At 30.6% G+C, this 25,095-nt stretch carries 16 protein-coding genes; 3 read left to right on the top strand and 13 right to left on the bottom strand.

Features of this window, described 5'->3' with window-relative positions:
• Positions 1–141 precede the first annotated feature (141 nt).
• The gene (rimO, locus tag ACN5J5_RS01990; RefSeq protein WP_418645685.1) at positions 142–1,503 is read left to right on the top strand and encodes a 30S ribosomal protein S12 methylthiotransferase RimO; all 1,362 of its coding nucleotides are present in this window, start codon (positions 142–144) and stop codon (positions 1,501–1,503) included.
• 262 nt (positions 1,504–1,765) lie between these two features.
• Positions 1,766–2,503, top strand: a complete 738-nt coding sequence (locus ACN5J5_RS01985) for a diphthine--ammonia ligase (RefSeq protein ID WP_418645684.1) — start codon at positions 1,766–1,768, stop codon at positions 2,501–2,503.
• 261 nt (positions 2,504–2,764) lie between these two features.
• Here the strand turns inward: ACN5J5_RS01985 and ACN5J5_RS01980 are convergent, their stop codons facing one another.
• From ACN5J5_RS01980 to ACN5J5_RS01960, 5 genes are all read right to left on the bottom strand, one after another.
• Positions 2,765–3,145, bottom strand: a complete 381-nt coding sequence (locus ACN5J5_RS01980; protein WP_418645683.1) for a DUF6122 family protein — start codon at positions 3,143–3,145, stop codon at positions 2,765–2,767.
• Positions 3,146–3,155: 10 nt separating this feature from the next.
• A complete protein-coding gene (locus tag ACN5J5_RS01975) occupies positions 3,156–3,917 on the bottom strand; it encodes a TIGR02757 family protein (RefSeq protein ID WP_418645682.1) in 762 nt (253 codons plus the stop codon).
• A gap of 1 nt (position 3,918) precedes the next feature.
• The gene (locus ACN5J5_RS01970; protein ID WP_418645681.1) at positions 3,919–4,458 is read right to left on the bottom strand and encodes a CPBP family intramembrane glutamic endopeptidase; all 540 of its coding nucleotides are present in this window, start codon (positions 4,456–4,458) and stop codon (positions 3,919–3,921) included.
• Between the two features lie 47 nt (positions 4,459–4,505).
• A complete protein-coding gene (locus ACN5J5_RS01965; RefSeq protein ID WP_418645680.1) occupies positions 4,506–5,168 on the bottom strand; it encodes an ABC transporter ATP-binding protein in 663 nt (220 codons plus the stop codon).
• Between the two features lie 94 nt (positions 5,169–5,262).
• Positions 5,263–7,770, bottom strand: coding sequence for a DUF5916 domain-containing protein (locus ACN5J5_RS01960; RefSeq protein ID WP_418645679.1), 2,508 nt, complete (start codon positions 7,768–7,770; stop codon positions 5,263–5,265).
• Between the two features lie 236 nt (positions 7,771–8,006).
• On the opposite strand from ACN5J5_RS01960, the gene sucC reads away from it, so the two are divergent.
• Positions 8,007–9,203, top strand: coding sequence for an ADP-forming succinate--CoA ligase subunit beta (gene sucC, locus ACN5J5_RS01955; RefSeq protein ID WP_418645678.1), 1,197 nt, complete (start codon positions 8,007–8,009; stop codon positions 9,201–9,203).
• Positions 9,204–9,258: 55 nt separating this feature from the next.
• On the opposite strand, the gene ACN5J5_RS01950 is transcribed toward sucC, so the two are convergent.
• The 8 genes from ACN5J5_RS01950 to ACN5J5_RS01915 all read right to left on the bottom strand — a co-directional run bounded on the left by ACN5J5_RS01950 (position 9,259) and on the right by ACN5J5_RS01915 (position 25,093).
• The gene (locus tag ACN5J5_RS01950; RefSeq protein WP_418645677.1) at positions 9,259–10,041 is read right to left on the bottom strand and encodes a hypothetical protein; all 783 of its coding nucleotides are present in this window, start codon (positions 10,039–10,041) and stop codon (positions 9,259–9,261) included.
• Between the two features lie 9 nt (positions 10,042–10,050).
• Positions 10,051–12,039, bottom strand: a complete 1,989-nt coding sequence (uvrB, locus tag ACN5J5_RS01945; protein WP_418645676.1) for an excinuclease ABC subunit UvrB — start codon at positions 12,037–12,039, stop codon at positions 10,051–10,053.
• 57 nt (positions 12,040–12,096) lie between these two features.
• Entirely contained in the window at positions 12,097–14,898 is a 2,802-nt protein-coding gene (locus tag ACN5J5_RS01940) for a T9SS type B sorting domain-containing protein (RefSeq protein WP_418645675.1), read from the bottom strand.
• Positions 14,899–14,964: 66 nt separating this feature from the next.
• On the bottom strand, positions 14,965–17,703 hold the full coding sequence (locus ACN5J5_RS01935; protein WP_418645674.1) for a T9SS type B sorting domain-containing protein: 2,739 nt from the start codon (positions 17,701–17,703) through the stop codon (positions 14,965–14,967).
• Between the two features lie 63 nt (positions 17,704–17,766).
• Positions 17,767–22,287, bottom strand: a complete 4,521-nt coding sequence (locus ACN5J5_RS01930) for a T9SS type B sorting domain-containing protein (RefSeq protein ID WP_418645673.1) — start codon at positions 22,285–22,287, stop codon at positions 17,767–17,769.
• A gap of 51 nt (positions 22,288–22,338) precedes the next feature.
• The gene (locus ACN5J5_RS01925) at positions 22,339–23,187 is read right to left on the bottom strand and encodes an ABC transporter permease (RefSeq protein ID WP_418645672.1); all 849 of its coding nucleotides are present in this window, start codon (positions 23,185–23,187) and stop codon (positions 22,339–22,341) included.
• 10 nt (positions 23,188–23,197) lie between these two features.
• The gene (locus ACN5J5_RS01920) at positions 23,198–24,097 is read right to left on the bottom strand and encodes an ABC transporter ATP-binding protein (RefSeq protein WP_418645671.1); all 900 of its coding nucleotides are present in this window, start codon (positions 24,095–24,097) and stop codon (positions 23,198–23,200) included.
• A 225-nt stretch (positions 24,098–24,322) separates the two neighbouring features.
• A complete protein-coding gene (locus ACN5J5_RS01915; protein WP_418645670.1) occupies positions 24,323–25,093 on the bottom strand; it encodes an NlpC/P60 family protein in 771 nt (256 codons plus the stop codon).
• Positions 25,094–25,095: the final 2 nt, after the last annotated feature.

Genomic DNA, 25,095 nt, shown 5'->3' with positions numbered 1-25,095 from the left:
TTTTCAAGAACATAAAACCGTTTTAATAATATAAATCCAACGTTAGTAAAGCTATCAAAAAAAGGAGCAAGAATCAAACAAAAGTAGTAAGGGTGTAAAATATTTAAGATGTATCTTTGCACTCTAAATTTTTATAGTACAATGCGCACAAAATCACCAAAGCAAAACAAAATCAACGTAGTTACTTTAGGATGTTCTAAAAACGTTTACGATAGTGAAGTTTTAATGGGACAATTAAAAGCCAATGGTAAAGACGTGGTTCATGAAGACCCTGAAGATGATGGTAATATTGTTGTTATTAATACCTGTGGTTTTATAGGAAAAGCAAAAGAAGAAAGTATAGATACTATTTTACATTATGCGCAACGTAAAGAAGCTGGAGAGATAGACAAAGTTTTTGTTTCTGGTTGTTTAAGTGAGCGTTATAAGCCTGATTTAGAAGCTGAAATTAAAAATGTAGATCAGTATTTTGGTACGCACGAATTGCCAGAATTATTAAAAGTATTAGAAGCAGATTATAAGCACGAATTAATTGGCGAACGTTTAACAACGACACCAAAACATTATGCGTATTTAAAAATTGCTGAAGGTTGTGATCGCCCGTGTTCGTTTTGTGCAATTCCTTTAATGAGAGGAAAACATAAATCAACTCCAATTGAAGAAATTATTATCGAAGCTACGAAGTTAGCTGAGAAAGGGATTAAAGAGTTGATGTTAATTGCACAAGATTTAACTTATTACGGATTAGATATTTACAAAAAACGTGCGTTAGCAGATTTATTAAAAGAGTTGGTAAAAGTTGACGGAATAGAATGGATTCGTTTGCATTACGCGTTTCCTGCTGGTTTTCCGATGGATGTATTAGAGGTAATGAAAAATGAGCCTAAGGTTTGTAATTATTTAGATATTCCGTTACAGCATATAAATACCGAGATTTTAAAATCGATGAAGCGTGGTACAACCCACGAAAAAACAACTTCACTAATTCATAAGTTTAGAGAAGCAGTGCCAAATATGGCAATCCGTACTACTTTAATTGTTGGATATCCTGGAGAAACGGAAGAACAATTTGAAGAGTTAAAAGCTTGGGTTGAAGAAATGCGTTTTGAAAGAATGGGCGCTTTTGAATATTCTCACGAAGAAAATACGGGCGCTTATGTTTTAGAAGACGATGTTCCTGCAGATGTAAAGTTCCGTCGTGTAAACGAAATTATGGAAGTGCAATCTCAAATTTCTTGGGAATTAAATCAGCAAAAAATAGGAAAAACATACCGTTGTTTATTTGATAGAAAAGATGGAGAATATTTTTACGGACGTACAGAATTTGATTCGCCAGATGTAGATAATGATGTAATTGTAGATGCTACCAAACATTATATAAAACTAGGTGAGTTTATTGATATTAAAATTGATGAAGCCGGAGATTTTGATTTGTACGGAACTCCGTTAGTAAAGCAAGAAAAACCAATGAGTTTAAATCAAAAAAAGAAAATTAATAATTAAGAACTCTAAATCCTGTTTTTTAAGCAGGATTTTTCAGATATAAACGTCATGCTGAATTTATTTCAGCACCGCATAAAACTAAGAACTACAGTAAATTAAGATGCGAAACTGAAATAAATTCAGTTTGACGGATTCGATTTTTTAGCTTTAGAGACAAAAGGTTTTTAAATGAAATTTAAACAAACTCTAATAAACTTATTTTAAAGTATAAATCCTGCTTTTAGCGGGATTTTTTATGCTTTAAATTCTATAATTTAGCCTTATGAAAAAAGCTTATTTTAATTGGAGTTCAGGAAAAGATTCAGCTTTTGCTTTGTATAAAATTTTACAGCAAAAAGAATATAAAATAGAAAAGTTAATAACCAATGTAAATAAAGATTATCAGCGAGTTTCTATGCATGGGTTGCACGAAAATTTATTAGAAGCACAAGCTAAAAGTATTGGTATTGCTTTAGAAAAAATAGAATTTCCTGCGGATGTTACGATGGATTTATACAATCAGAAAATGTTAGAAAAAACTTCTGAATTAAAATCAGCAGGACTTAAGCATGCTATTTTTGGTGATATTTTTTTAGAAGATTTACGTAATTATAGAGATTCGAAATTAAAAGAAGTTGGTATTACAGGAGTGTATCCGCTTTGGAAAAAAGAAACGAAACAAATTCTTAAAGAGTTTTTAGCATTGGGTTTTAAAACCATTACGGTTTGTGTGAATGCGAAAAAATTAGGAGAAGAGTTTGTTGGTAGAATTATTGATGAAGATTTTATAAACGAATTACCTAATGATGTTGATGTTTGTGGTGAGAATGGTGAGTTTCATACTTTTTGTTTTGACGGGCCAATTTTTAGTAAACCAATTGAATTTGAAATAGGCGAGAAGGTTTTAAAATCATATACGTTAAATAAAGACGACTCTCAGAATTGTCATAAAGATAGTTCGGAGGAAGTTAAAAATTATGATACTAGTTTTTGGTATTGTGATTTAATTTTAAAGGAATAAGAGCTTGTTTAAACTTTAAATAAAGTTTTTTTAGGTATAAACGTCATGCTGAATTTATTTCAGCATCTCATAAAACTAAGAACTATTGCAAATGAGGATGTGAAACTGAAATAAATTCAGTTTGACGGATTCGATTTTTAGAGATAGAAGGTTTTTAGCCCCGATTGAAGCATTTATTTGAGCTCTTTTTTTGATTTTTCTTAAAAAAAAAGCGAGTGCGGAAAGCGGGAAATAGCTTCAAATAATAGTGCTTATTTTGTTTTAAAAGAGAGTTGTTATAAATTTTAAAACCGATGTTGCTGGAGTGTTTTCGTAACAGGTTTTGCAATTATTGTACATAAATAAACAGTCGATTAAATCGGTGAGCATGTGTAATAAAAGTCCTAAACCGATAATTTTATACGGTTTTTTTAAGAATAATAGAATTATGTAAACGAAAATTGCGTAATATGTGTGTAGTAGGTGAAAACCAAAACTGCATCGATTGGCTTGAAATATTGGGGTTGAAAATAGGTGATCTAGATCTACCAACATGGTTGCTAGTAAGATGAGATATACTTTTTTCCAGTTTTTATTATAAAAGAAATATGCAATAAAAAATGGGAATCCGAAATGTAAAAAGTAGTGCGTAAAAGTTTGCATTATTTTGGTTTTAAAACTTTTCGAAAACTCCTAATCCGAATAAAGCAAAATCATATTTTACAGGATCGTTTTTGTCAAAATTTCTTAATGTGTTATCTAACTCGGTTAAAGCTTTCCAATCGTTTTGTTTTCTAGTTAAGATGCCTAATTTACGAGCAACATTACCAGAATGCACATCTAAAGGGCAATGTAAATGAGCGGGATTGTGTGTTTTCCAAATGCCTAAATCTACGCCAGCATTGTCGTTTCTAACCATCCATCGAAGAAACATGCTAATTCTTTTTGAAGCTGAGCCTTTTAAAGGGTCAGAAACATGTTTTAATGTTCTTGGTTGATGCGGAATTTCGAAAAATACTTTTTTAAATTGATGAATTGCTAATTGATAGTTTTCTGTGTTATTTGTTGATAAAACAGCTTCTAGTCCGTTGTGATTTTGATAGATGTTTTTTAACGATTTTATAAAGAATTTAAAATCATCAGCATTAAAAGTACGATGCACAAATCCGTTAAAATTGTCTAAATCATCTTCGGTATGATTGATAACAAAATCGAAAGGCGAATTGCCTAACAACTCAACCATTTTTAAAGAGTTTTTAATAATCATTTTACGATTTCCCCAAGCAATTGTTGCGGCTAAAAAACCTGCAATTTCAATGTCTTCTTTTAACGAAAATTGATGCGGAATTTGAATAGGGTCGCTCTCTATAAAATCTGGATTGTTATATTTTATTACCTTTTCGTTAAGAAATTCTTTAAGTTCAGTTTTATTCATATTATAAATCTACAGCAAAACTAAGTAAAACAAAAAAAGCATTATAACTGGCATGAAGTAAAATACTCCATTGTAAGCCAAAACGAACTCTTATAAATCCTAAATAACCACCTAATATAGTTTGAGGTGCGACTAAAATTGGCGCTAATAAAATTACATTGGTACTAATTTTAAAGTTTGTAATATGTATTAAACCAAAGGCAATTGCAAAAAGATAAAAACCTTTTTTAAACGATTTTTCTTTAAGTAGTGTTATTGGCGCTCTAAAAATTAATTCTTCAAAAAGAGGAGCTGCAACAATTGCAAATATGGCAATATACCATTTCGATTTAGTTTTCATTAACTCTTCCATAGCGTGTTGATCTACCAAATTTAAATGCTCGATTAACGCAAATAAAGGCGTTATAGCAATACCTGTAATAATACTGATAACTAATAAATGTAAAAATTTATTAAACCGATATGAATTGTTGGTGTTAGCATCTTTTTGTGAAACAGGATTTTTTAAATAGCAAACAAGTTCGTTAAAAGTTTCTTTCATAATAAGTTGATTTATTAATAAGTAGCTCTAAACATTTTTTTGTTACATTATTCAATAATAATTCCGTCTTTCATGGTTAAAGTTCTGTCAGACATTTGTGCTAATTCTTTGTTGTGTGTAACTAAAACAAAAGTTTGTCCGAATTTATCACGAAGTTCAAAAAATAATTTATGTAGGTTTTCTGCGGATGTTGAATCTAAATTACCAGAAGGTTCATCAGCAAAAATAACTGAAGGTTTATTAATTAAAGCTCTTGCTACGGCAACTCGTTGTTGTTCTCCGCCAGAAAGTTGATTTGGTTTATGGTTTTCTCGGTGCGATAATCCTAAAAAAGATAATAATTCTTTGGCTCTTTTTTCGGTTTCAGATTTTGATTTTCCGCCAATAAAAGCAGGAATACATACGTTTTCTAAGGCAGTAAATTCAGGCAATAATTGATGAAATTGAAAGATAAAACCAATATGTTGATTTCTAAAAAGAGAAACCTCTTTATCGGTTAAGTTTTCAATAGCAACCTTGTTAAGTTGTAAATTGTAATCTTCTTTTTTTTCTGATGTATCTAAAGTTCCTAAAATTTGAAGTAAGGTTGTTTTTCCGGCTCCAGAAGGACCAACAATAGCAACAATTTCTCCTTTTTTGATATGAAGATTTACTCCTTTTAAAATTTTAACATCTCCATAATTTTTATGGATGTTTTTAGCAATTATCATAATTTACAATTAAGTATAACGAATGTATAAAAAAGAAATCAGATAAACTTTTAAAAAGCTTATCTGATTTCTTTACACCATGTGTTTTGGTTTATTAAAAAAGGTTTTTGATGTTATTATAGTCAACAAAATAAACAAAACGTAACGAAAATGTATGTTGGTTAGGCTCTTCAAACAAGGCTTCTAAGTTTTCAGAAAAGTTTAAATTGGTGTTTTCGGTATCACTAAAAATAGCATTTCTGTAAAAAGCGATTAATTGACTTCCTGGTGCAAATTGCCACACGTAATTTACATCTAAATTCCAACTGTTAAAACTAACGTCATGTACATCAGAATAACTACTGTTTTCTAATTTTCCGTTGGATTGATTTAAGGTGTAAAACTGCTCTTGATAAGGAACTTTACTCCAGTTATGTCTAAAACTTAGAGATAAAGAAGAGGTATTGCTAAAGCTATATTTACCAGATAAAGTGTTGTTAAAAGAGTTTCTATCTCGTTGTCCAAAGAAAATTTCGTTGGTACTTTCATCGTCATTTACATATCCAAATTGATTATCTGTTTTACGATAGTTGAATTGGTATACTAAAGAAAACTGATTGTTAAATCGATATCTTGGATTAAATTTAAAGCCATAATTAAATTCTGAAATACCGTTAACAGTTTCATCAAAAAAGGTTACAGAAAAATCATAATCTATTGCAAATTTATTTCTGTAATCTGTCGATCCCCAGTGATTAATGTTAAATCGCGTAGGTCTTTTAAAATAAATACCGCTGGTAGATCCTTGCCTTGGTTCAAAAAAATCTTTTCTAGCCGAATTATAATTTAAGTTACCGCCAAAGGCAAAACGAGTTTTTGTATTTGCAGAAAACGAAATTCCTGTTGAAGTTCCTGTGTAAATTCCAGATGCATGCTGAAAGTTTACGTTATACCAATTACGAATGTTATATCGGTTAAAAATTCCTTTAGGCTTTAATATTTGATAAGCGGTAAAACCGTAAATAGTTTGTTCGTTATTACTATTAAGAATTCCCATATCGTTAGGGTTGTAATCTTTGTTTTCAAAGTTATAACCAATTTCTCCACGCCAATTACCAGCATGTTTACCTATACTGGTATCAAAAGTGTAACCAGTATTTGGATTGTCAATATCATCAGAAATAGCACTCATTTTAAATGAACCATCAATATTATAGGTGCTTTTTTTATCTTCAACATGCCATAATAACCCAGTAACATTGGCATCTCTAAACCTTCCTTCTCGGGTAACATTGGTGTTAATTAAAGTTACGGCAGAGTTTTGGTTAAATTGCTGATCTAAAACTAAAATGTTGTAATTAGAAAATGGATTAACGGTAGTTTTGTATTTGCTAATATTTGTAATGGTGTCTAATCCGTTTAGTGTTTTCTCGGTTCTTTCTACAGTTGCTTCTGTTTTTTCGGTAATGGCGTTAAAAAAACCAATACCTAAACCTCCTTTAGTTCTACCAGATATTTTTATAGCATTTAACATTTGTACTTTTTGAGGTACATCAATAATTTCATCAGTGGTTTTTTTACCATTAATAAAAGCATCGTCATCTTTACGTTCGCTTTCAAACTGATCAATTGGTTGTCCGCCAATTCTACGAGAATAAAATAAACGTCCTTTAGAAAAAAGTTCTGTTCCTTCGGTAAAAAATTGACGTTGTTCTGAAAATTGTTGTTCGAAAGGACCTAAATTTAAAGTTACATTATCAAAACCTACTTGACTAAAATCAGGAATTAAAGTAGCATCTAAAGTAAAATTTTCTGTAAGTCCGTATTTAATATCCATACCCACACTCCAGTCAAAGTCGGTTTTTCCTTCAAAAGTATTGGTTACTGCAGATGCGTATGGATAAAAATTTAATCGAGTAGGAGGCGTAATATTTTTTAAACCTTCAAATAAACCATCGTATTGTGTCCAACTACCTTGTTTATTATCAATATGATTCCAAGTATAACGTGCATTTAAATTTCTTATTTCTCTATGAAAATTAATTCCCCAAGATTGAACAGGAGCATTTGTAAAACGCAATGCTCTATACGGAATTTTCATTTCAACAATCCAATTGTTTTTATTGATTTTTACGCTACTATCCCAAACAGCACTCCAATTATAATCTTCATTATTTCCGTTTGATACTTTAGAGTCTAGTTGAACACCAGCAGCTGTAACAATAAACATTGCAGGGTTTTGGCCATCATCATTAGGATTAATCATGATCATAAAAAAATCAGAATTACCAAAATTATCCCTGTTAGTAAATTCGGCAGGTATTTTAGTTCCGTCTGGCGTATGCATTAACGCGGCAACATAAATAGCATCATCGTCATAAGCAAGTTTAACCTCGGTTTTATGAGTTTCGGGCTCTAGTTTTCCGTTATCAGGACGCATCATTGTAAAATCTTTAGCAACAGGTATGTTTTTCCATGTTGTTTCTTCTAGAATTCCATCAATTTTTGGAGGGAAATTAACCCGAGTGGCATTCATTTTTTTTCTGTTTGAATTTATTTCTTGCGCAGAAATACCTTTAGAAAAAAGAAGGATAATAGTTAATAGCGTTGCCGTTTTATACATAGTAAATTAATTACAAAGAATTATTTGCGAAAATATTTATGATTTAGAGCTTTAAATCTTAAAATCATGTTAATTGAATTAAAGACTTGTTAAAAAATTTGTTGTGACACTTTTATTTATTAAAGAAATTTGATGTGTGTAAATTTTAGATGAGAATAATAGTAAATTATACTATAAAAGATAAGGTTTTATAAATTGAATTTGTATTTTTGTTCGACTTTAAAAATTCATATCTAATGAACTTACACGAATATCAAGGTAAAGAAATATTAAACAGTTTTGGAGTTCGTATTCAACGCGGAATTGTTGCGAATACACCAGAAGGAGCTGTTGAAGCAGCAAAGAAATTAACTGAAGAAACAGGTACAGGTTGGCATGTAATAAAAGCACAAGTACACGCAGGTGGTCGTGGAAAAGGTGGTGGAGTTAAGTTAGCTAAAAACTTAGATGAAGTAAAAAGTATTTCTAATGATATTTTAGGAATGATGTTAATTACTCCTCAAACGTCAGCAGAAGGTAAATTAGTAAACCAAGTTTTAATCTGTGAAGATGTATATTACCCTGGTGCGAGTGAACCAGATGAATATTATATGTCGGTTTTATTAAATCGTGCAACTGGTAGAAATATGGTTATGTATTCTACAGAAGGTGGTATGGATATTGAAACAGTAGCAGAAGAAACGCCACACTTAATTTTTACAGAAGAAATTGATCCTTCTTTAGGATTAATGCCTTTTCAAGCACGTAAAATTGCTTTTAACTTAGGTTTAAGCGGAGCTGCATTAAAAGAAATGACAAAGTTTGTTACTGCTTTATATACTGCGTATGTAAAATCAGATTCTGCAATGTTCGAAATTAACCCAGTGTTAAAAACATCTGACGATAAAATAATGGCTGTTGATGCTAAAGTTACTTTAGATGAAAACGCTTTATATCGTCATAAAGATTATGCTGCAATGCGTGATATTCGTGAAGAAAATCCTATTGAGGTTGAAGCAAAAGCTGCTGGTTTAAATTATGTAGATTTAGATGGAAACGTTGGATGTATGGTAAACGGAGCTGGATTAGCAATGGGAACTATGGATTTAATTAAGCAAGCAGGTGGTGACCCAGCAAACTTTTTAGATGTTGGTGGTACTGCAGATGCACAACGTGTTGAAACTGCTTTTGGTATTATTTTAAAAGATACCAATGTAAAAGCAATTTTAGTAAACATTTTTGGAGGAATCGTTCGTTGTGATCGTGTTGCTCAAGGAGTTGTAGACGCTTACAAAAGTATGGGAGACAAAATTAATGTGCCTATTATTTGTCGTTTACAAGGAACAAATGCTAAAGAAGCAAAAGAATTAATTGACAATAGCGGAATGGAAATTATTTCTGCTACTGAGTTTCAAGAAGCTGCAGATAAAGTTGCAGAAGTTTTAGGAGCTTAAGAATTAGTTTTTAGTTAAATATATTAAAATCCTCACTTTTTAAAGTGAGGATTTTTTATAAAACTTTATTTAAACGCTTTAACCATTTGTTTTTTTGCTTATCGTAAAATGATTTTTTAGCTAGTTTGTTTTCTTTGTTATAGCTATGATTTCTTGTGTTAGAAACATAAAATTCACCATTAGAGTGGATTAAAATTACATCATACGTTTTCATCTTATCTGAAAATATTTTTTTAATTAAAGAATTATGGTCTTTAAAATATTTTATTTCTTTTAATTTCCATTCAGGAAAACCTTTATTTTGGTTGTAGAAATGAATTAATTCTAATCTTTTTTTATGATATTTATTTATCTCAGACTTTATATTTTTTATATAATCATTAAATGATTGTATGTGTCGATGTTTTTTAAGATAATTAGATCCATTTTTATTGGATTTAAGTTCGGTATTTGAAATAAAACGTATAGTTTTATTTAAGGAATCTTTAATTTCTATACCTGATTCTATAGGCATTTTTTTTATATCTGGGACTGAATCTATGTAGTGAATTAATAGCGTTTTTGTGCTGTCAATATTAAAACGTTTTGAAAATAATTTAGTTAATTGATATTTTGTTTTTATAGGTAGTTTACTGTAATATTCATAATATCTCAGTTTTTTATAAATCATGTTTTTATCTTCCACAATAGCAATATCAAATAATTTAGAACTTAGTTTTTTTTGATAGCTTGTAAAGCTAATTTCATTGTATTTTTCATCAACATAAATTATTTTTTTACTTTGAGAATGATTAATATAATAAGTGAATAGCAATAATATTAAAAGTATCTTTTTCATTAGATGAAATTACAAATTTTTTCTTAAAAGAGCAATTTCATCACGTAATTGTGCGGCTACCATAAAGTCTAAAGCTTTGGCGGCTTCTTCCATTTGTTTACGTTTTGCACGAATACGTTTTTCAATTTCTTCTTTCGGTAAATATTCTAAATCTTGTTCAGCAGCTTTTTGTATCGCATTATCATACTGATAAGTAGCTGTGGTATCTTTAGAAAGAGTATTATCTAACTTTTTATTAATTTGCGTTGGTGTAATTCCGTTTTTAGTATTGTAGTTAATTTGTTTTTCTCTACGGCGATCAGTTTCGTCCATGGTACGTTGCATACTATTGGTAACTTTATCAGCATATAAAATGGCAAGTCCGTTTACATTTCTTGCCGCTCTACCAACAGTTTGCGTAATAGATCGGTGGCTACGTAAAAAACCTTCTTTATCAGCATCTAAAATAGCAACTAACGATACTTCGGGTAAATCTAAGCCTTCACGAAGTAAGTTTACACCAATTAATACATCAAACAAACCTTTACGTAAATCTTGCATTATTTGTACACGCTCTAAGGTGTCAACATCTGAGTGAATATAACGACAGCGAACCTGAATTCTAGTTAAATATTTTGCCAATTCTTCAGCCATCCGTTTTGTTAAGGTAGTAACCAAAGTACGTTCGTCTTTTTCTACTCGAACTTGAATTTCTTCTATTAAATCATCAATCTGATTTAAACTAGGTCGCACTTCTATTACAGGATCTAATAATCCGGTAGGGCGAATTACTTGTTCTACAAATACACCTTCTGTTTTTTGTAGTTCATAATCGGCAGGCGTTGCAGAAACATAAATTACTTGATTTTGAAGTATTTCAAATTCATCGAATTTTAAAGGACGATTGTCCATCGCGGCAGGTAATCGGAATCCGTATTCTACTAAGTTTTCCTTTCTACTTCTGTCTCCGCCATACATGGCATGCGTTTGCGGAATGGTAACATGACTTTCATCTATCACCATTAAATAATCTTCGGGAAAATAATCTAATAAACAAAAGGGACGCGTACCAGGATCTCGACCATCTAAATAACGAGAATAATTTTCAATACCTGAGCAATAGCCTAATTCGCGAATCATTTCTAAATCAAATTCGGTACGTTCTAGTAATCGTTTTGCCTCTAAGTGTTTACCAATTTCTTTAAAATAATCTACCTGCTTTACCATATCTTCCTGTATTTTATGAATCGCGTTTTGCAATACATCAGGAGAAGTAACAAATAAGTTGGCAGGATAAATTGTTAACTCACTTAATTTTTCAATTACTTGATTGTTTTCAATATTAAAAGTTTCAATTTCTTCAATTTCATCACCAAAAAAATGCACACGATACCCGCTATCTCCGTACGACGGATAAATAGTAACTACATCTCCTTTTACTTTAAAAGTTCCGCTTTTTATCTCTGTTTCAGTTCTAGAATACAAACTGGTAACCAATTGATGTAAGAGTTTTGTACGCGAAATTTGCTGATCTACTTCAATCGGTATTACATTTTTCTTAAATTCATTCGGATTTCCAATACCGTATAAACACGATACAGATGCAATTACAATAATATCTCTACGTCCCGAAAGTAGAGAAGAGGAAGTGCTAATTCGCAAACGTTCTATTTCATCATTTATAGATAAATCTTTTTCGATATAAGTACCTGTAACAGGAATATATGCTTCTGGCTGATAATAATCATAATAAGAAACAAAATATTCTACAGCATTGTTCGGAAAGAATTGCTTAAACTCAGAATATAATTGAGCAGCCAAGGTTTTGTTATGTGCCAAAACCAACGTTGGTCGGTTTACTTCGGCAACAACATTGGCTACTGTAAAGGTTTTACCCGAACCAGTAACACCTAATAATGTTTGATGTTTTTCGTTGGATGTAATCCCGTTTACTAATTGTTTTATTGCAGTTGGCTGATCGCCAGTAGGTTTAAAATCTGAGTGTAATTCAAAGTCCATATAACAAAAATACGGATAGTTTTATTGATATGCTATTGCTGTTTTTAATACTAATAACTACTTTCTTAATAAACTAAAGTGACTTTTTTTTCTTCGGATTTTTCCATTTTTATCAAGAAGAATAGCATCGTACCAATAATCGGTTGATGGAAGTTTTTCTCCGTTATAAACTCCGTTCCAACCTTGATGGTCTTTATCAGGAATTACAGCAACCCTTTTTCCGTAGCGATCGTAAATATTGATGGTTACAGATTGAAAAAAATCATTATCAATTCCCAAAATTTTCCAAGTGTCATAAAATCCATCTTCGTTAGGTGTGCAATGTTTTTGAAAGAAAATAATAGGAACTTCATCAGAATATGTAATTCCACATCCGTTTTTATCTCTAATCTGTACAGTGTAAATTCCTACAGGAAGATTTGTAAAAGTGTAATTAAAATTGTCTATTCCATCCCCAAAATTATTAAGATTGTTTAACGAATATTCATAACTTCCTTCCCCTTTTACGGTAACGGTTATATGATTGTCATTTAAAGTATCATCTGTAGTTGTTATGTTTATAATTAACGATTTACTTGAAGTAATTACTGTAAAAGTATTGTAGCCAAAACAAGTATTTTTTAATAATAAGTTGTTTTTATATGCTTTTACTTTGTAAGTGCCTTTATCAGAAGCTTTGTAAATAGCATTTGTAGCGTTGGTAATTAATTCTCCGTCTTTATACCATTGATAAGTGTCGGAAATATCACCTGTAAAGGCATCTAAATTTACGGTTGCAATAGGAGTGTTTTTTTTAGGTAAATTGATGCATAAAAGTATAGGGTTTTGGTTTCCTTGTGGTGTAGGTAAAGGTTGTATAAATAAATTAAAAGAAATAATTTGAGGGCAATTATTAGTAGATTTTGAATCAATTCGAACAAAAATTGTGGTGTTATTTGTAAATAATTCATCTTCGTAAGGTGTTGCTATTTTATTTATTTGTGTGTTGGCATCATTTAAATTTCTGTAAAAATTAATTGTATGAGTATTTATTGAAATAGCAGGATTTAGGTTGATTATTTCTGAAATTTTTTCTGAAAAATCATAATAACTTTCTCCAGAGCCTACGCTGTTTGTTGCGTTTGGATTATTCGAATTAAGATCAGTTTCACATACATAAACATCCGTTAAATTACTGGTTGAAACGATTGAGTTAATTACATTTAAAGTTAAACTTCCTACGGAAAAACAATTGGTGTTGTTTGATGAATTAAAGCTGACTCGCACAACAATAGTTTCCGGGTTGGTTTTGTTGATGTAATTTGTTTTAGACAAAGGATTTAAAAAATTGATGTCAGTTTGTTCAAAAAAAGTAACATTTACATTCGGATTGTTATTGGTTAGTTCTCCTTCTTTGGTTGTTAAATCAAAAGTTGTGGTTTGGTCTGAAGGGTTTGTGTCGGTATCACATTTTTCAAAAACAGGAATATTTACAACAGTGGGTTGTGGTACAAATTCAATATCTGTATTAGCAGTTAAAACGGTGTTACAAGCATTGTTTAATTGGATAGTTAAGTTGTAAATTCCGTCACCAAAATTATTGTTGTTTGTAGTTAAAATAGCGCCTGTACCAATAATAGTACCGTCTTTTTCCCAAACATAAGTTGCTCCAGGTTCTATCCTTCCGGCTTTTAAACGATAATCTTTTCCTGTGCAAAAAAACTGTTTACTATTACTGATAATTACATCCGTGTCTGCATTTAAAATAGTGGTTGGTAAAAAATAAGATTGAATAAAAGGAGGTAATCCTTGAGATGCTTCTCGTCCGTTTAAATTAACGCCATTATGTATGTAGTTAATAGCGTTTTGATTGCTTTCGGGCGAATTGATAACGCCTAAATAATGTTGTTTATTTACAGCGTGATAAATTTTTCCGTTAGGGCCAATTTGTAAAGCGCCTCTAGAGCCCGAGTATGTGAAAAACGGACTTCCTCTTGAGTTATTAATACTGTTTATATCAGGATTTGTAACATCAAACTGATATAAATTTGCTTGGCCACCATTAGAAGCTATTCCGGTAGCAACATATAATTTATTTCCAGAAATAGAGAATTCAATTCCGTAGCCATAATTTACATCTAAATCTAGTTTTCGTTCATTGGTAATGGTACCATTATTGGCGTTAAAATCATAAATATAACTTCCAGATTCGGCAGCTGCCATGGCTAATTTTGTTCCGTCAGGTGAAATTTTTAAATAACCTCTGCTTGATAAAGCGCCTAAAGTAACATTCATATTTGATGTAATGGGGGTGTTGTTTACTCCAGCTGAAGTTACTTCGTAAGTGTAAAATTGTTGTGTATCGGTAGTTACTACCCAAAAACTATCACAAGTTTTTCCTACAACAGCTGTTATTTTTTCGGTTGCCGAATTTACCAAAGGAGTGTTTTTAATAGTTATATCACCGTTTCCTCCGTTTAAACTCATGTTTATAATTGAATAATTTACTCCGTTGGTATTGCTTTCTTGAGCATCAACAGTAAAAAGATAATATAGATTTGAATTTGTTGGATTTGGAACAATTAAGGCAGATTGAGAACTAGAGCTGTTCCCTAAAAGTCCTGTGCCATTAGGCATTATGATGTGGTTTTTAGTCCAAACAGTTGCCCCGTCTGAATAAAAAAGTAAATTTCCGTTTTTATCAGATATTGAAGAAGCGCCTTCAAACGTATTTAATTGACCGTTTGTAAGCGCAACAGGATTTCCTGAGCTAAAATCAATTCCTGCGTTTCGGCCAAAATACCAAATATTCGCTTCTTTTTGAGAATAAGCTAAGGTTGTGTAGAGGAGAAGAAAAAAAAGCAAAACTGTTTTTTTCATTCCGAAATAATTTAGTTACAAATTTATGAGAAATAAATTATTGTTTTTAAGGTAAATAACTGATTTTTAGTTTTTTCGTATTGAAAAATGACCTTTCTCTTCGATTTTCTTATCGTTTAAATCAATTAGTTTCGCATGATACCAATAATCGTTAGAGGGTAATTTTTTACCATTAAATGTACCATTCCAACCTTGTTCAATATTATTGTTATTAAGTGTATATAAAACTTTACCAAAACGATCAAAAATAGAAACTTTAATGTTTTTAAAAAACTGGTTAGAAGCCCCTTTTATAGTCCAGAAATCATTAATGTTATCGTCATTAGGAGTGAAAAACTTAAGAAAACCAATAACAGAAACATCTATTTTAACTGGAGGTTCACAATTATTAATATCATTTACATAAACAGTTTGCACACCTGGTGTAACGTTGTTAAAAGTATGGCTTAATCCGTTATTAAAAAAAGTTATATTATCTAAGGAAAATTCATAATTGCTATTACCGTTTACACTAACAAATATTGTGTTATTTGTTGTTTCTGTATCAACAATTATTTGATTAAAAGAAGGAGAATCTAAATTTGTAGCTGAAAATTCTTTGTAATTAGAGCATTCAATACCGTTTTCAGTTTTATACACGGTAAGTGAATAGTTTCCTGTTTTGGTAAGTGTGAATTCTCTATTGGTATTAATTACATTACCAGCTTCATTTCTCCATTCAAATCTATCATTCGAAATATCTCCATCAAGTATTATTGGTGTATGTAAATTAGGTTTAAAACATAAAGTATAAGCATTGTTTATTGTAATTTTAGGAACCGGGTTTACAATAAGCTGCATGGGTTCTATACCTCCGCAACCTAAACTAGTGTCAACTCTTACATAAACGGTTGTTGTTGGAGTTGTAAAAGGTGTAAAAACATCAATTAGATTACTGGTAGTCTGGGCATCAATTAGAGACGGAAAAAAACGTACTGTTTCAAAATTATTTAAGTTAAAATCATTTTTTATTTTTAATTGTATGTTTTCTAAATTGAAGGTACCTTTTAAGTCTCCGTTTATTTGATCAGAACTGTCGCAAATGTAATTATTAGAAATATCACCTAGTTTTACAAACATAGATTCTATAAAAAAATTGGTAATATTACTACAGCTTTTATCTGAAATAACTTTAACAAAAAGTTCTTGAGGATTGCTTTCGTTTTGAAAAATTTCTGGATTAGAAATTTTGTTTGTGTTATTTTGGGCATCAGTTATATTTTTAAAAAAAATAAAACTTTTATCACTTGTGTTAGTAACAACTTTGTTATTAATATCATTTAAATCAAAATAATCAACTCCATCATTATTAGCATCACATTGTATTAATTTTTGGTTGGGAATAACGGTAGGTAATGGGTAAACAATAATTTCTTTGTAAAAAGGTATAATGTTACTGTTAATAGTAACGTTGGCGGTAACCATATAGCTTCCAGGAGCTGTGTATTGATGGTTAGTTGCTAAACCTGTAGCTGTATTTCCGTCTCCAAAATCCCAAGTAGCATCGGTTATAGTTTTATAAGCATCTAAACTAAAGTCAAAAACATCAGAGACACATTTGTTTTCGGTAACAATTCTATTTCTAAAGTAAGATTGAATAAAGTTAGGCAGTCCTCTATATGAAAAACCATTTTCTAAATTTATGGCATCATGTCTATAATTACAATTAGTTCCTAATTTATTAGGTTCTCTAATAACACTTATGTTTTCTGTAGCAAAATGTTTGATAACAAAAGAATTACTTTGATCGTCATAGGTAGTGGTTGTGATAACTTGGGCAACGTATATTTTTCCGTCAGAACCCAGTTGTATAGAAGCATTGTTTCTGGTAGGTGGAGATTTGAAAATAGAACTACCTCGGTAATTGACATCTGGGTGACTTAGTTCTAATTGCATAATGTTATAGCTACTTTCTGCACTAGTAGATTTGTAAGAAGGATAATATAAAATTTTTGAATTAGGTGAAAAGGATACTCCAAAAGAAGAGAAACCTTCAGTGAAATTAATAAGTAATGTTAGGTATTTGAATTTAGATAAAGAGCCTGTTGTATTATTAAAGTTGTATAAAAACAAATTTAAATTAGTAGATAAAACTATTTTACTCCCATCGGGAGATGCTTTCATTTCACCAATTAGGGATTCAATTTCATTCAGTTCTGTTTTTATTGGAAGATCAATTCCAAATTCGGTTATTTTAAAAGCAAGAAAAAGATTATTTATACCTTGATAAACTTTACTACCATAAGTTACAACCCAAATATCTTTACCATTTTTATGGTGTACTGCTGTAATTTTTTGAGAATAAGAATTGCTTAGGCGTTGTTTTTTATTTATTACTTTTCCGTTAGGGTGAGTGGTAGAAAATTCAACCTCAGAATAATAAATGCCAGGAAAAATTAAAGGAATTTCTGATTTTGTTTTCCGAGTAGTAAATATATAATATGTTGAATTACTGTTTGGTTTTGGAATTATAATTGATGATTGAGAGTTATCTAGTTCACCAGCTAAACCTTCACCGTCTTCCATTATTTGATGCTTTTTATTCCAAACTGTTTGCCCGTTTGTATAAAATAATAAATTCCCTTGATTATCAGAGATGCTAGATGATCCATTGATAACATTCATTTTGCTATCATTTAAAATATCTAACCTACCTTTATTAAAATGTAATCCAGCTTTATCACCAAAATACCAATTATCAGTTTCTCTTTGAGAAAAAGAGAATAATGATGAGAGAAAAATAAAAAGAGTGATAAACTTTTTCATGATATCAATTAATGTGTTTGCTAATTTATCGATGTTTTTTGTAAAAAATAGCTGTTTTTAAGGTTATTTTCTAAGTAGTGAAAAGTGACCTTGGTGTTGATGCTTTTTTCCTTTTCTATCCACCAGTTGTATATTAAACCAATAATCGTTAGAAGGTAATGTTTTACCATTGTAAGTACCATCCCAACCATCATTGTCTATAGGAATGATAGCGACTATTTTACCATGTCTGTTAACAATTGTGATGTTGCTTGATGGATAAAAACTAGAATTTGCTCCTTTAATTTTCCAAGTATCATTTTTGCCATCACCATTAGGTGTTAAAAATTTTGGATATTCAATTACTGAAACTTCTAAAATAGCGTTAGGTTGACATCCATTTTTATCTCTAACAAAAACAGTATAAAAACCACCTAAAATATTTTCAAATAAAGGTTCGTCTTGAAAACCAGTTATGTTATTATCTTCATCTATAATCGCAAACTCATAATCCCCAATTCCTAAATTTTGATTTTCAGTAATTATTTTGATTGAATAATTGTTTAATCCGTTGTTATTTGTATCATCAACAATAACGATATCATTGCTAGTTAAAGTTGGTGCTATAGATTCGTTTACCGTAATTTCTCTAGTTCTTACGCAGCCTGTTCCGTTTTGCATGGTTGCAGTAAGAAGGTAAGTTCCGCCTACGGTAACATCATAAAAATCATCTGTGCTAAGAACGGTAGGATTACCTTTTAAAGTCCATTGATAACTATAAGTTGCATTAGGATTTATAGGTTCTAATCTTGTTTGAGGGTTGTTTAAACAAACAATAACAGGAGAGTCAACCATAAAATCAGGTAACGGATTTATAATAATATCAAAAGTTAAATCATCATAAACACAAGAAGTTTGATTGTTTTTTATACGAACATAAATTGTTTGATTATTAGCCGTGTTTTCATATTTATTCTCATCAAGAGGATTCGCTCCAGATTGAACATCTGCTAAATTTTGATGAAATGTGATAGTGAAATTACTGTGTTCGTTACTAGGGTAATATGCTAATATTTCAGGTGTTTTATTTTTAAGAGTAATGTCTCCGTTAATTTCGTTAGCATCATCATTATTGATGTCAGAATCATTATCGCAATCAACATAGTTTGTAATGTTTAAAGGAATGTTAGGTTCTGGGTGTATTACTAATTGTAACGTTGCTATTCCGTATCTACAACCAGAAGTTATGTCTAAAATACTGATGTAAATAATTTCGGTAGCAGGATCATCTCCTAATAAATCTGCCGGAAAATTGGTAAAAGAAGGATCGTTAGCATAATCAGTTTTGTTTAGAGGTAACACTCCGTTTCTTGCATCTATAAGGGTTCTGTGATAAGTAATATCAAACAAAGAAGCATCTCTACCATTAAGAACATCAATATCTCTTTCTGATAAATTGATGTTTTGTGCAAGTCTGTTTCTAGAATCTCCATCACTGGTGGTCGCAATATCACAAACCTCTAAATTAGGAATTGCATTAGGTATTGTTGGTAATGGGTTTATAATAATATCAAAAGTAAGGTGATCGTTAAAACAACCAGTGTTGTTGTTTTCTACGCGTACATAAATAGTTTCTTTATCCCTTGTTTGATTGGTGTAATTAGTATCATTTGGTATTGCGTTATTCCCTGAGTTAGCATCTGTAGCATTGGTGTGAAAAGTAACCGTATAATCTAAATTTGATTGAGAAGCTCCTAAAACATCACTTTCCTTGCTTCTTAAATCGATGTTGATATTTTGTCCATCATTAAAAGCTCCGCTATTAAAATCGTCACAAAGTTCAAAATTACTTACAGTATTAGCTATAGGAACAGGATCAACATTTAAAGTAATATGCTCTCCAAATCCTAAACAATCATTGTCTAAGTCACTATCTACTCTAACATAAATTTTTTGAGTATTTGGATATCCTATATTTCTGTAATTAGAAATGTCAGTAATTTTATTTAATTCCGCTAAAGCATCAGTTTGATTTCTGTAATAGGTAATATTTATTTGTTGCCCACCAGCAGTAAATAGAGCTTTAATTTCTGCATCAACTGAACTAAAATCAAAAGATGTTACTCCATCTGTGTCACTATTGTTTGTATTGTCGTTACCATCAATATCTAAAAAATCATCACATTGGGTAAAAGATCGTTGAAATGTAGGTGGAATACCAGTTGTTGATACGGTTAAATTTATTTGAGATATTCTATAGCAATCTTTATTAGAAATAGCTCTTGCCCAAACAACATCAGTAGTAACTGTTCTATTAGTAAAAACTGTAGGATTGTTTATAGGGTTTGTGTTATTTTGTGCATCTGGTAAAGTTGGATAAAAAATAAAAGTTTCATTTAAGAAATTATTTGAAATATCACTTCTAGCTTCTTCTAAATTAAAATCAGAAAAAGCATCTGTATCATTATCACATTGCTTTAATTCTACTATATTCGAAATAACAGGTAATGGATTTACGACTAAATTAAATGTTACAGAAGCATCATTACAAGCAGCATTGTTTTTGTTTTCTACTCTTACATAGATAGTTTGAGAATTTGGTGCAGTGTTTCTGTATGGACTGTTTTTGTCGATTACATCAGTAGTTTTATCGGTATTGGCACCAGATAAACTTGTGTGATATGAAACTTCATAAATTGTAGGGTTTAATGTACCTAAAATTTCATTGTCTTTGGTGTTTAAAAGGAAATTGTTAAAGTATCCATCAGTATCTGTTCCATTAATAGAATCGTCACATTCTTCATAGTCTTTAGGTTTTTGAGGTGTTGGATTTCCTGTAACAGCTAAAATGAAATTTTTTACATCATAACAAGCATTAGGAGCAGTAATATTATGCATTCTAGCATAAACTGTTTGACTGCTAAACGTTGTTGGATTTTTATATGGGTTTGTTAAGGCATTTGTATTAGCATCAGCATCCGCTTGCGATAAAAAATATTTCACCTCGAAAACAGTAGGATCTTGCCCGTTTAAAACTTGTGGAGTTATATCATTTTGTAAATCAAAATCATTAAAACCATCATTGTCAATATCACAAAAGAATTCGTCTGTTGGTTGAGCAGCAGCAGCAGCTTCGTATACCTCTAAGCTAAAAACACCTTCTAAAGTTGTAGTGTCTCCACAAGTATCAGTAAGTGATACTTTTAATTTATAGTCTCCAGCGTTTGATGTATTTAAATTTGTGATGTTTAAATCTTTAGTGTTAATTAAAGGAGTCGTGTTGTTATTGAAAAACCATTCATAAGTTATTGTTGATCCAGGTTGTGCGGTTACGTTTTCTGGGATAACAGTTAGTGATTCGCCTATACAATGTTGTTCTATTTGATTATTAAGAATTTTACCTGTAGTAGCGTTAGAAATTTGAATAGGAAGCAATAAAGAGGATAAAAAAGGAGGTAATCCCTGAGTTGCTATTGCTCCGCCTAAATCAATAGATTGATGAGAGTAATTACATGCTGCGCCTAGCTCTTCGGGATTATTGATGACACTTATTTTTGTACTCTGATCACTTGTCCAATAAATTTTACTATCTGGACCTAACTGTAAAGCTCCTCTTGTATTAAAATAGTTATGTACCGTGTATCTAGAATTGTTAACTTCAATTAAGGTTGGTTTAGTAATGTCAAATTGATAAAGGCCTTCATTAGCTCCGTTAAAACTCCCAGTAGAAATATATAATCGCCTACTTGAAGTTGAAAACTCAACACCATAAGCATTTTCGGAATTGGTGTTTAATAACTGAGGGGAAGATTGGTTATTGTAATTAGTAATTTTTCCAGTAGTGTCATCAAAGTCAAACAAAAAAGCCCCGTCAGCCATATTAGCTAATACTAGTTTAGAACCGTCAGGAGAAACTTTTAGGTAGCCTCTTGGGTCATTAATAAACAATCCGTTTATTGTTGAAATTACGGGATTGTTTACATCGACTCCATTTTCATCAACTTTATAAGCAAAAAAAGTATTACGAGTAGCAAAGGAAATTACCCAGAAAGTATTGCAACCATCTGCTCTAACAGCAGTAATTTTTTCGCTCCATTGATCTTTTAAACCTGGTGTATGTAATTGTATAGGTCCATTTGTAATATTTCCTAGGCCATTATCTTCAGTCATGTCAACGGTGTAATACCAGAAACCATATTCTCCACCATTACCAACTTGAGCTCCTACAGTAAAAAGAAAATATAGATCATCTTTTTTAGGGGCAGGTACTGTTAATGCAGATTGAGAACTAGATGAATCACCTTTTAAAGTTTGCCCTCCATTCGTTGTGTTAGAAAAAGGCATAGGATTATTGTCTTTATTCCATATAGTTAAGTTCCTAGCATTCGGGCTTGGCGCTCCTACATAAAACAATAATTCACCTTTTGAGTTTGAAAAAGAAGAACAACCTTCGGTTGTATTAAGTTTACTATTTTTTACAGGTATTGGCACACCCGAGTTAAAATCTAAAGCAGCATTGTTTCCAAAGTACCAAAAATTAGCCTCTTTTTGACTATAACAAGAAAAAGAGGTAATTATAGCTAATAATAATAGTAATCTTTTCATTAAAAAAGTAGTTTTTGCTTAAGATAAAACAGCTAAACTACTTAAAACCCCCTATAGATCTCGTTTTTTTAACAACAAATATGAAGCATATATAAAAATAGAAGTCCAAATTAAAACGATGAAAATAGTAATAAAACTAACAGAGTAGTCTTTAGTAAAGTTTTCGCCTATTTGATTGGCAACAGATTTAACAGCTCCTAATCTTGTAAAAGGCTCTTTAATTAAGTTAGCCATTGCTTCTAAAGGAAAGAATTGCATAAAAGAGTTTACTGCATCTTCGGTACCAGTTTTTAAATCTTTAAAAGACCAATATAAATAACCTTTAAAAATCCCTTCTATCATTAACCATACTATCATTGCTGCTACAGCAAATGCTGATCGTTTAATTAATACACCTAAAAATAATCCGAAAGAAAAGAAACCTAATAGTTTGATGAAAAAAGCAAAAAGATAGCTTAAATCAGAAAAAATGATAGATATTTCGTTAAAATCAGAATAAATACTCCCTAATATTAATGAAATTACAAAAACAAAAAGTGTTGAAATTAATGCAAATGCAACTACGGTATAAAATTTAGATAATATAAATTCTTTTTTACTTAATCCATCAATTAAATTTTGTTTTAAAGTTTTGTAACTGTATTCATTAGCCATCATTGAAACAATTACAAGCAGCAAAAAGAATTTAAAAATAGCTGCCATATACGTGTTAAAATGCCATATGTAAGGAAAATTGAAAATTCCTTGATCGGCTAAATGAAATTTAATTGGCCCAACATCAAATTTTATAGCAGCAATTAAGGCTACCGATGTTAATAAGGCAAAATATATGATTGAGAGCACTTTACTAGCTCTGTTGTATTTTATTTTATGAAATTCGATTGATAAAAGACGTAGCATGTTTGTTGAATTAGTTGTTGTTTGTTAAATCTAAAAATTGTTGTTCTAAGCTTAGTTTACGTTTTACTAAATGCGATACAATTACGCCATTGTCAAATAAATATTTATTTAATTGAGCAGCAGAAATTTCATTTTCTAAACGGGCAGTTACTAAATCTCCTTCAACATTAACTGTAGCTATTTCATAATAATTTTTTAAAACATTTACTAATTTATCAAAATCATCATCTGTTTTAACTTCAATCACTCCGTTAGAAGCAACCATGTTGTCAACATTACCACTATATAATTTTACTCCATTTCTTATAATTAAAACATGTGTACAAACTTTCTCAACTTCATCAAGTAGGTGAGAGGCTAATAAAATAGTCGTTCCGTTTTTAGCAATATCTTTAATTATTTGTCTAATTTCATGAATCCCTTGCGGATCTAGTCCGTTAGTAGGCTCATCTAAAATTAAAATTTCAGGATCATTTAACAAAGCCGAAGCAATGGCTAAACGTTGTTTCATACCTAATGAATAGGTTTTGAACTTGCTATCTTTTCTTTCAAAAAGATTCACTGTTTTTAATTTTTCTTCAATTTTATCAGTTGAAACACCTTTAATTTTACAGATTAATTCTAAATTTTGAACCGCTGTCATGTACGGATAAAAGTTAGGGCGTTCAATAATAGCCCCTACTTTTTTTAAGGCTTCATGTGTAGATAATTTTCCGTTAAACCAACTAAAACTCCCTGATGTTTTATTTACTACATTTAAAATAATACCTAAAGTGGTTGATTTACCACTTCCGTTAGGTCCAAGAATTCCATAAACATTTCCTTTTTTTATATCAAAAGAGAGGTTGTTTACGGCATGAACTTTACCGTATTTTTTATCTAAGTTTTTTATTGATAAAATTGTTTCCAAATTTTTCGATTTTGTTGATTATAAGTATTAGACGATTTACTAAAATTATTGTTACAATATAAGTTGTTAAACCAAATTGGTTAAATAAAAAATTACAATCATATTAGTTATTTCGTTGCCTTTTTGTTGTTTATCAGGTAAGATAGGTTTTTTTATGCATATGGTCATAAAAATAAAAAACCGAAACATTTAAGCTTCGGTTTTTTTATTGAAGTTTATAAAAAGTTAAATAAAACGTTTTATAACTCGTAATTTATGCGTGTGTTGGTGAGTGTCTATATTGTAAATACCACTATGGTCTAATTTATCAATTCGTACCTTACCATGCGCATGAATAATATTATAATCATTCATAATAATACCTACATGAGTAATATTACCTTCATCATTATCAAAAAAAGCCAAATCACCAGGTTCACTTTCCTCTATAAAACTTAAAACTTCTCCTTGGGTTGCTTGCTCTTTTGCATCACGCAATAAATTATATCCACATAATTTATAAACGGTTTGTGTAAACCCAGAACAATCAATGCCAAAAGGCGATTTTCCTCCCCATAAATATGGGACATTTAAAAATAAAAAAGCAGTATCTATAATAGCTGACTTTGCTAGTTTTTTACCACATGTTTTACCATTATAAGAATATAAAGTAGTGTTGATGTTAATATTATTGTTGTTAAAATTTGGAAGTCTGGCTCCCATCGGAATTGTGGTTAAATTATGATTGTTATCTGTAATAAAATCAATTAATTCGCCAGCGTAAAATTTTTCTTCTTCGGATAAAGAAATATAAATTTCTTCTGTAATTTCTTCGTACTGTTTATTGTCGATATATCCTTCGTAATTATCAAAAGCTAAACGGATTTTACTCCATTTTTTTGTTTTTTCTACTACTCTAAAATGTTCGCCAAACACAACTTGATTTACCATTTCTGAAGCATCAGCAGGTTCAAGTCTAAGTGGTACAATACTAAGATTACAAATTCCGAAAGTCATTA

The sequence above is a fragment of the Tenacibaculum insulae genome, from assembly GCF_964512435.1.
GTDB lineage: Bacteria > Bacteroidota > Bacteroidia > Flavobacteriales > Flavobacteriaceae > Polaribacter > Polaribacter insulae_A.
Note: the sequence above shows the minus strand (reverse complement) of the source record. Positions and strands in the feature narration are given on the sequence as shown.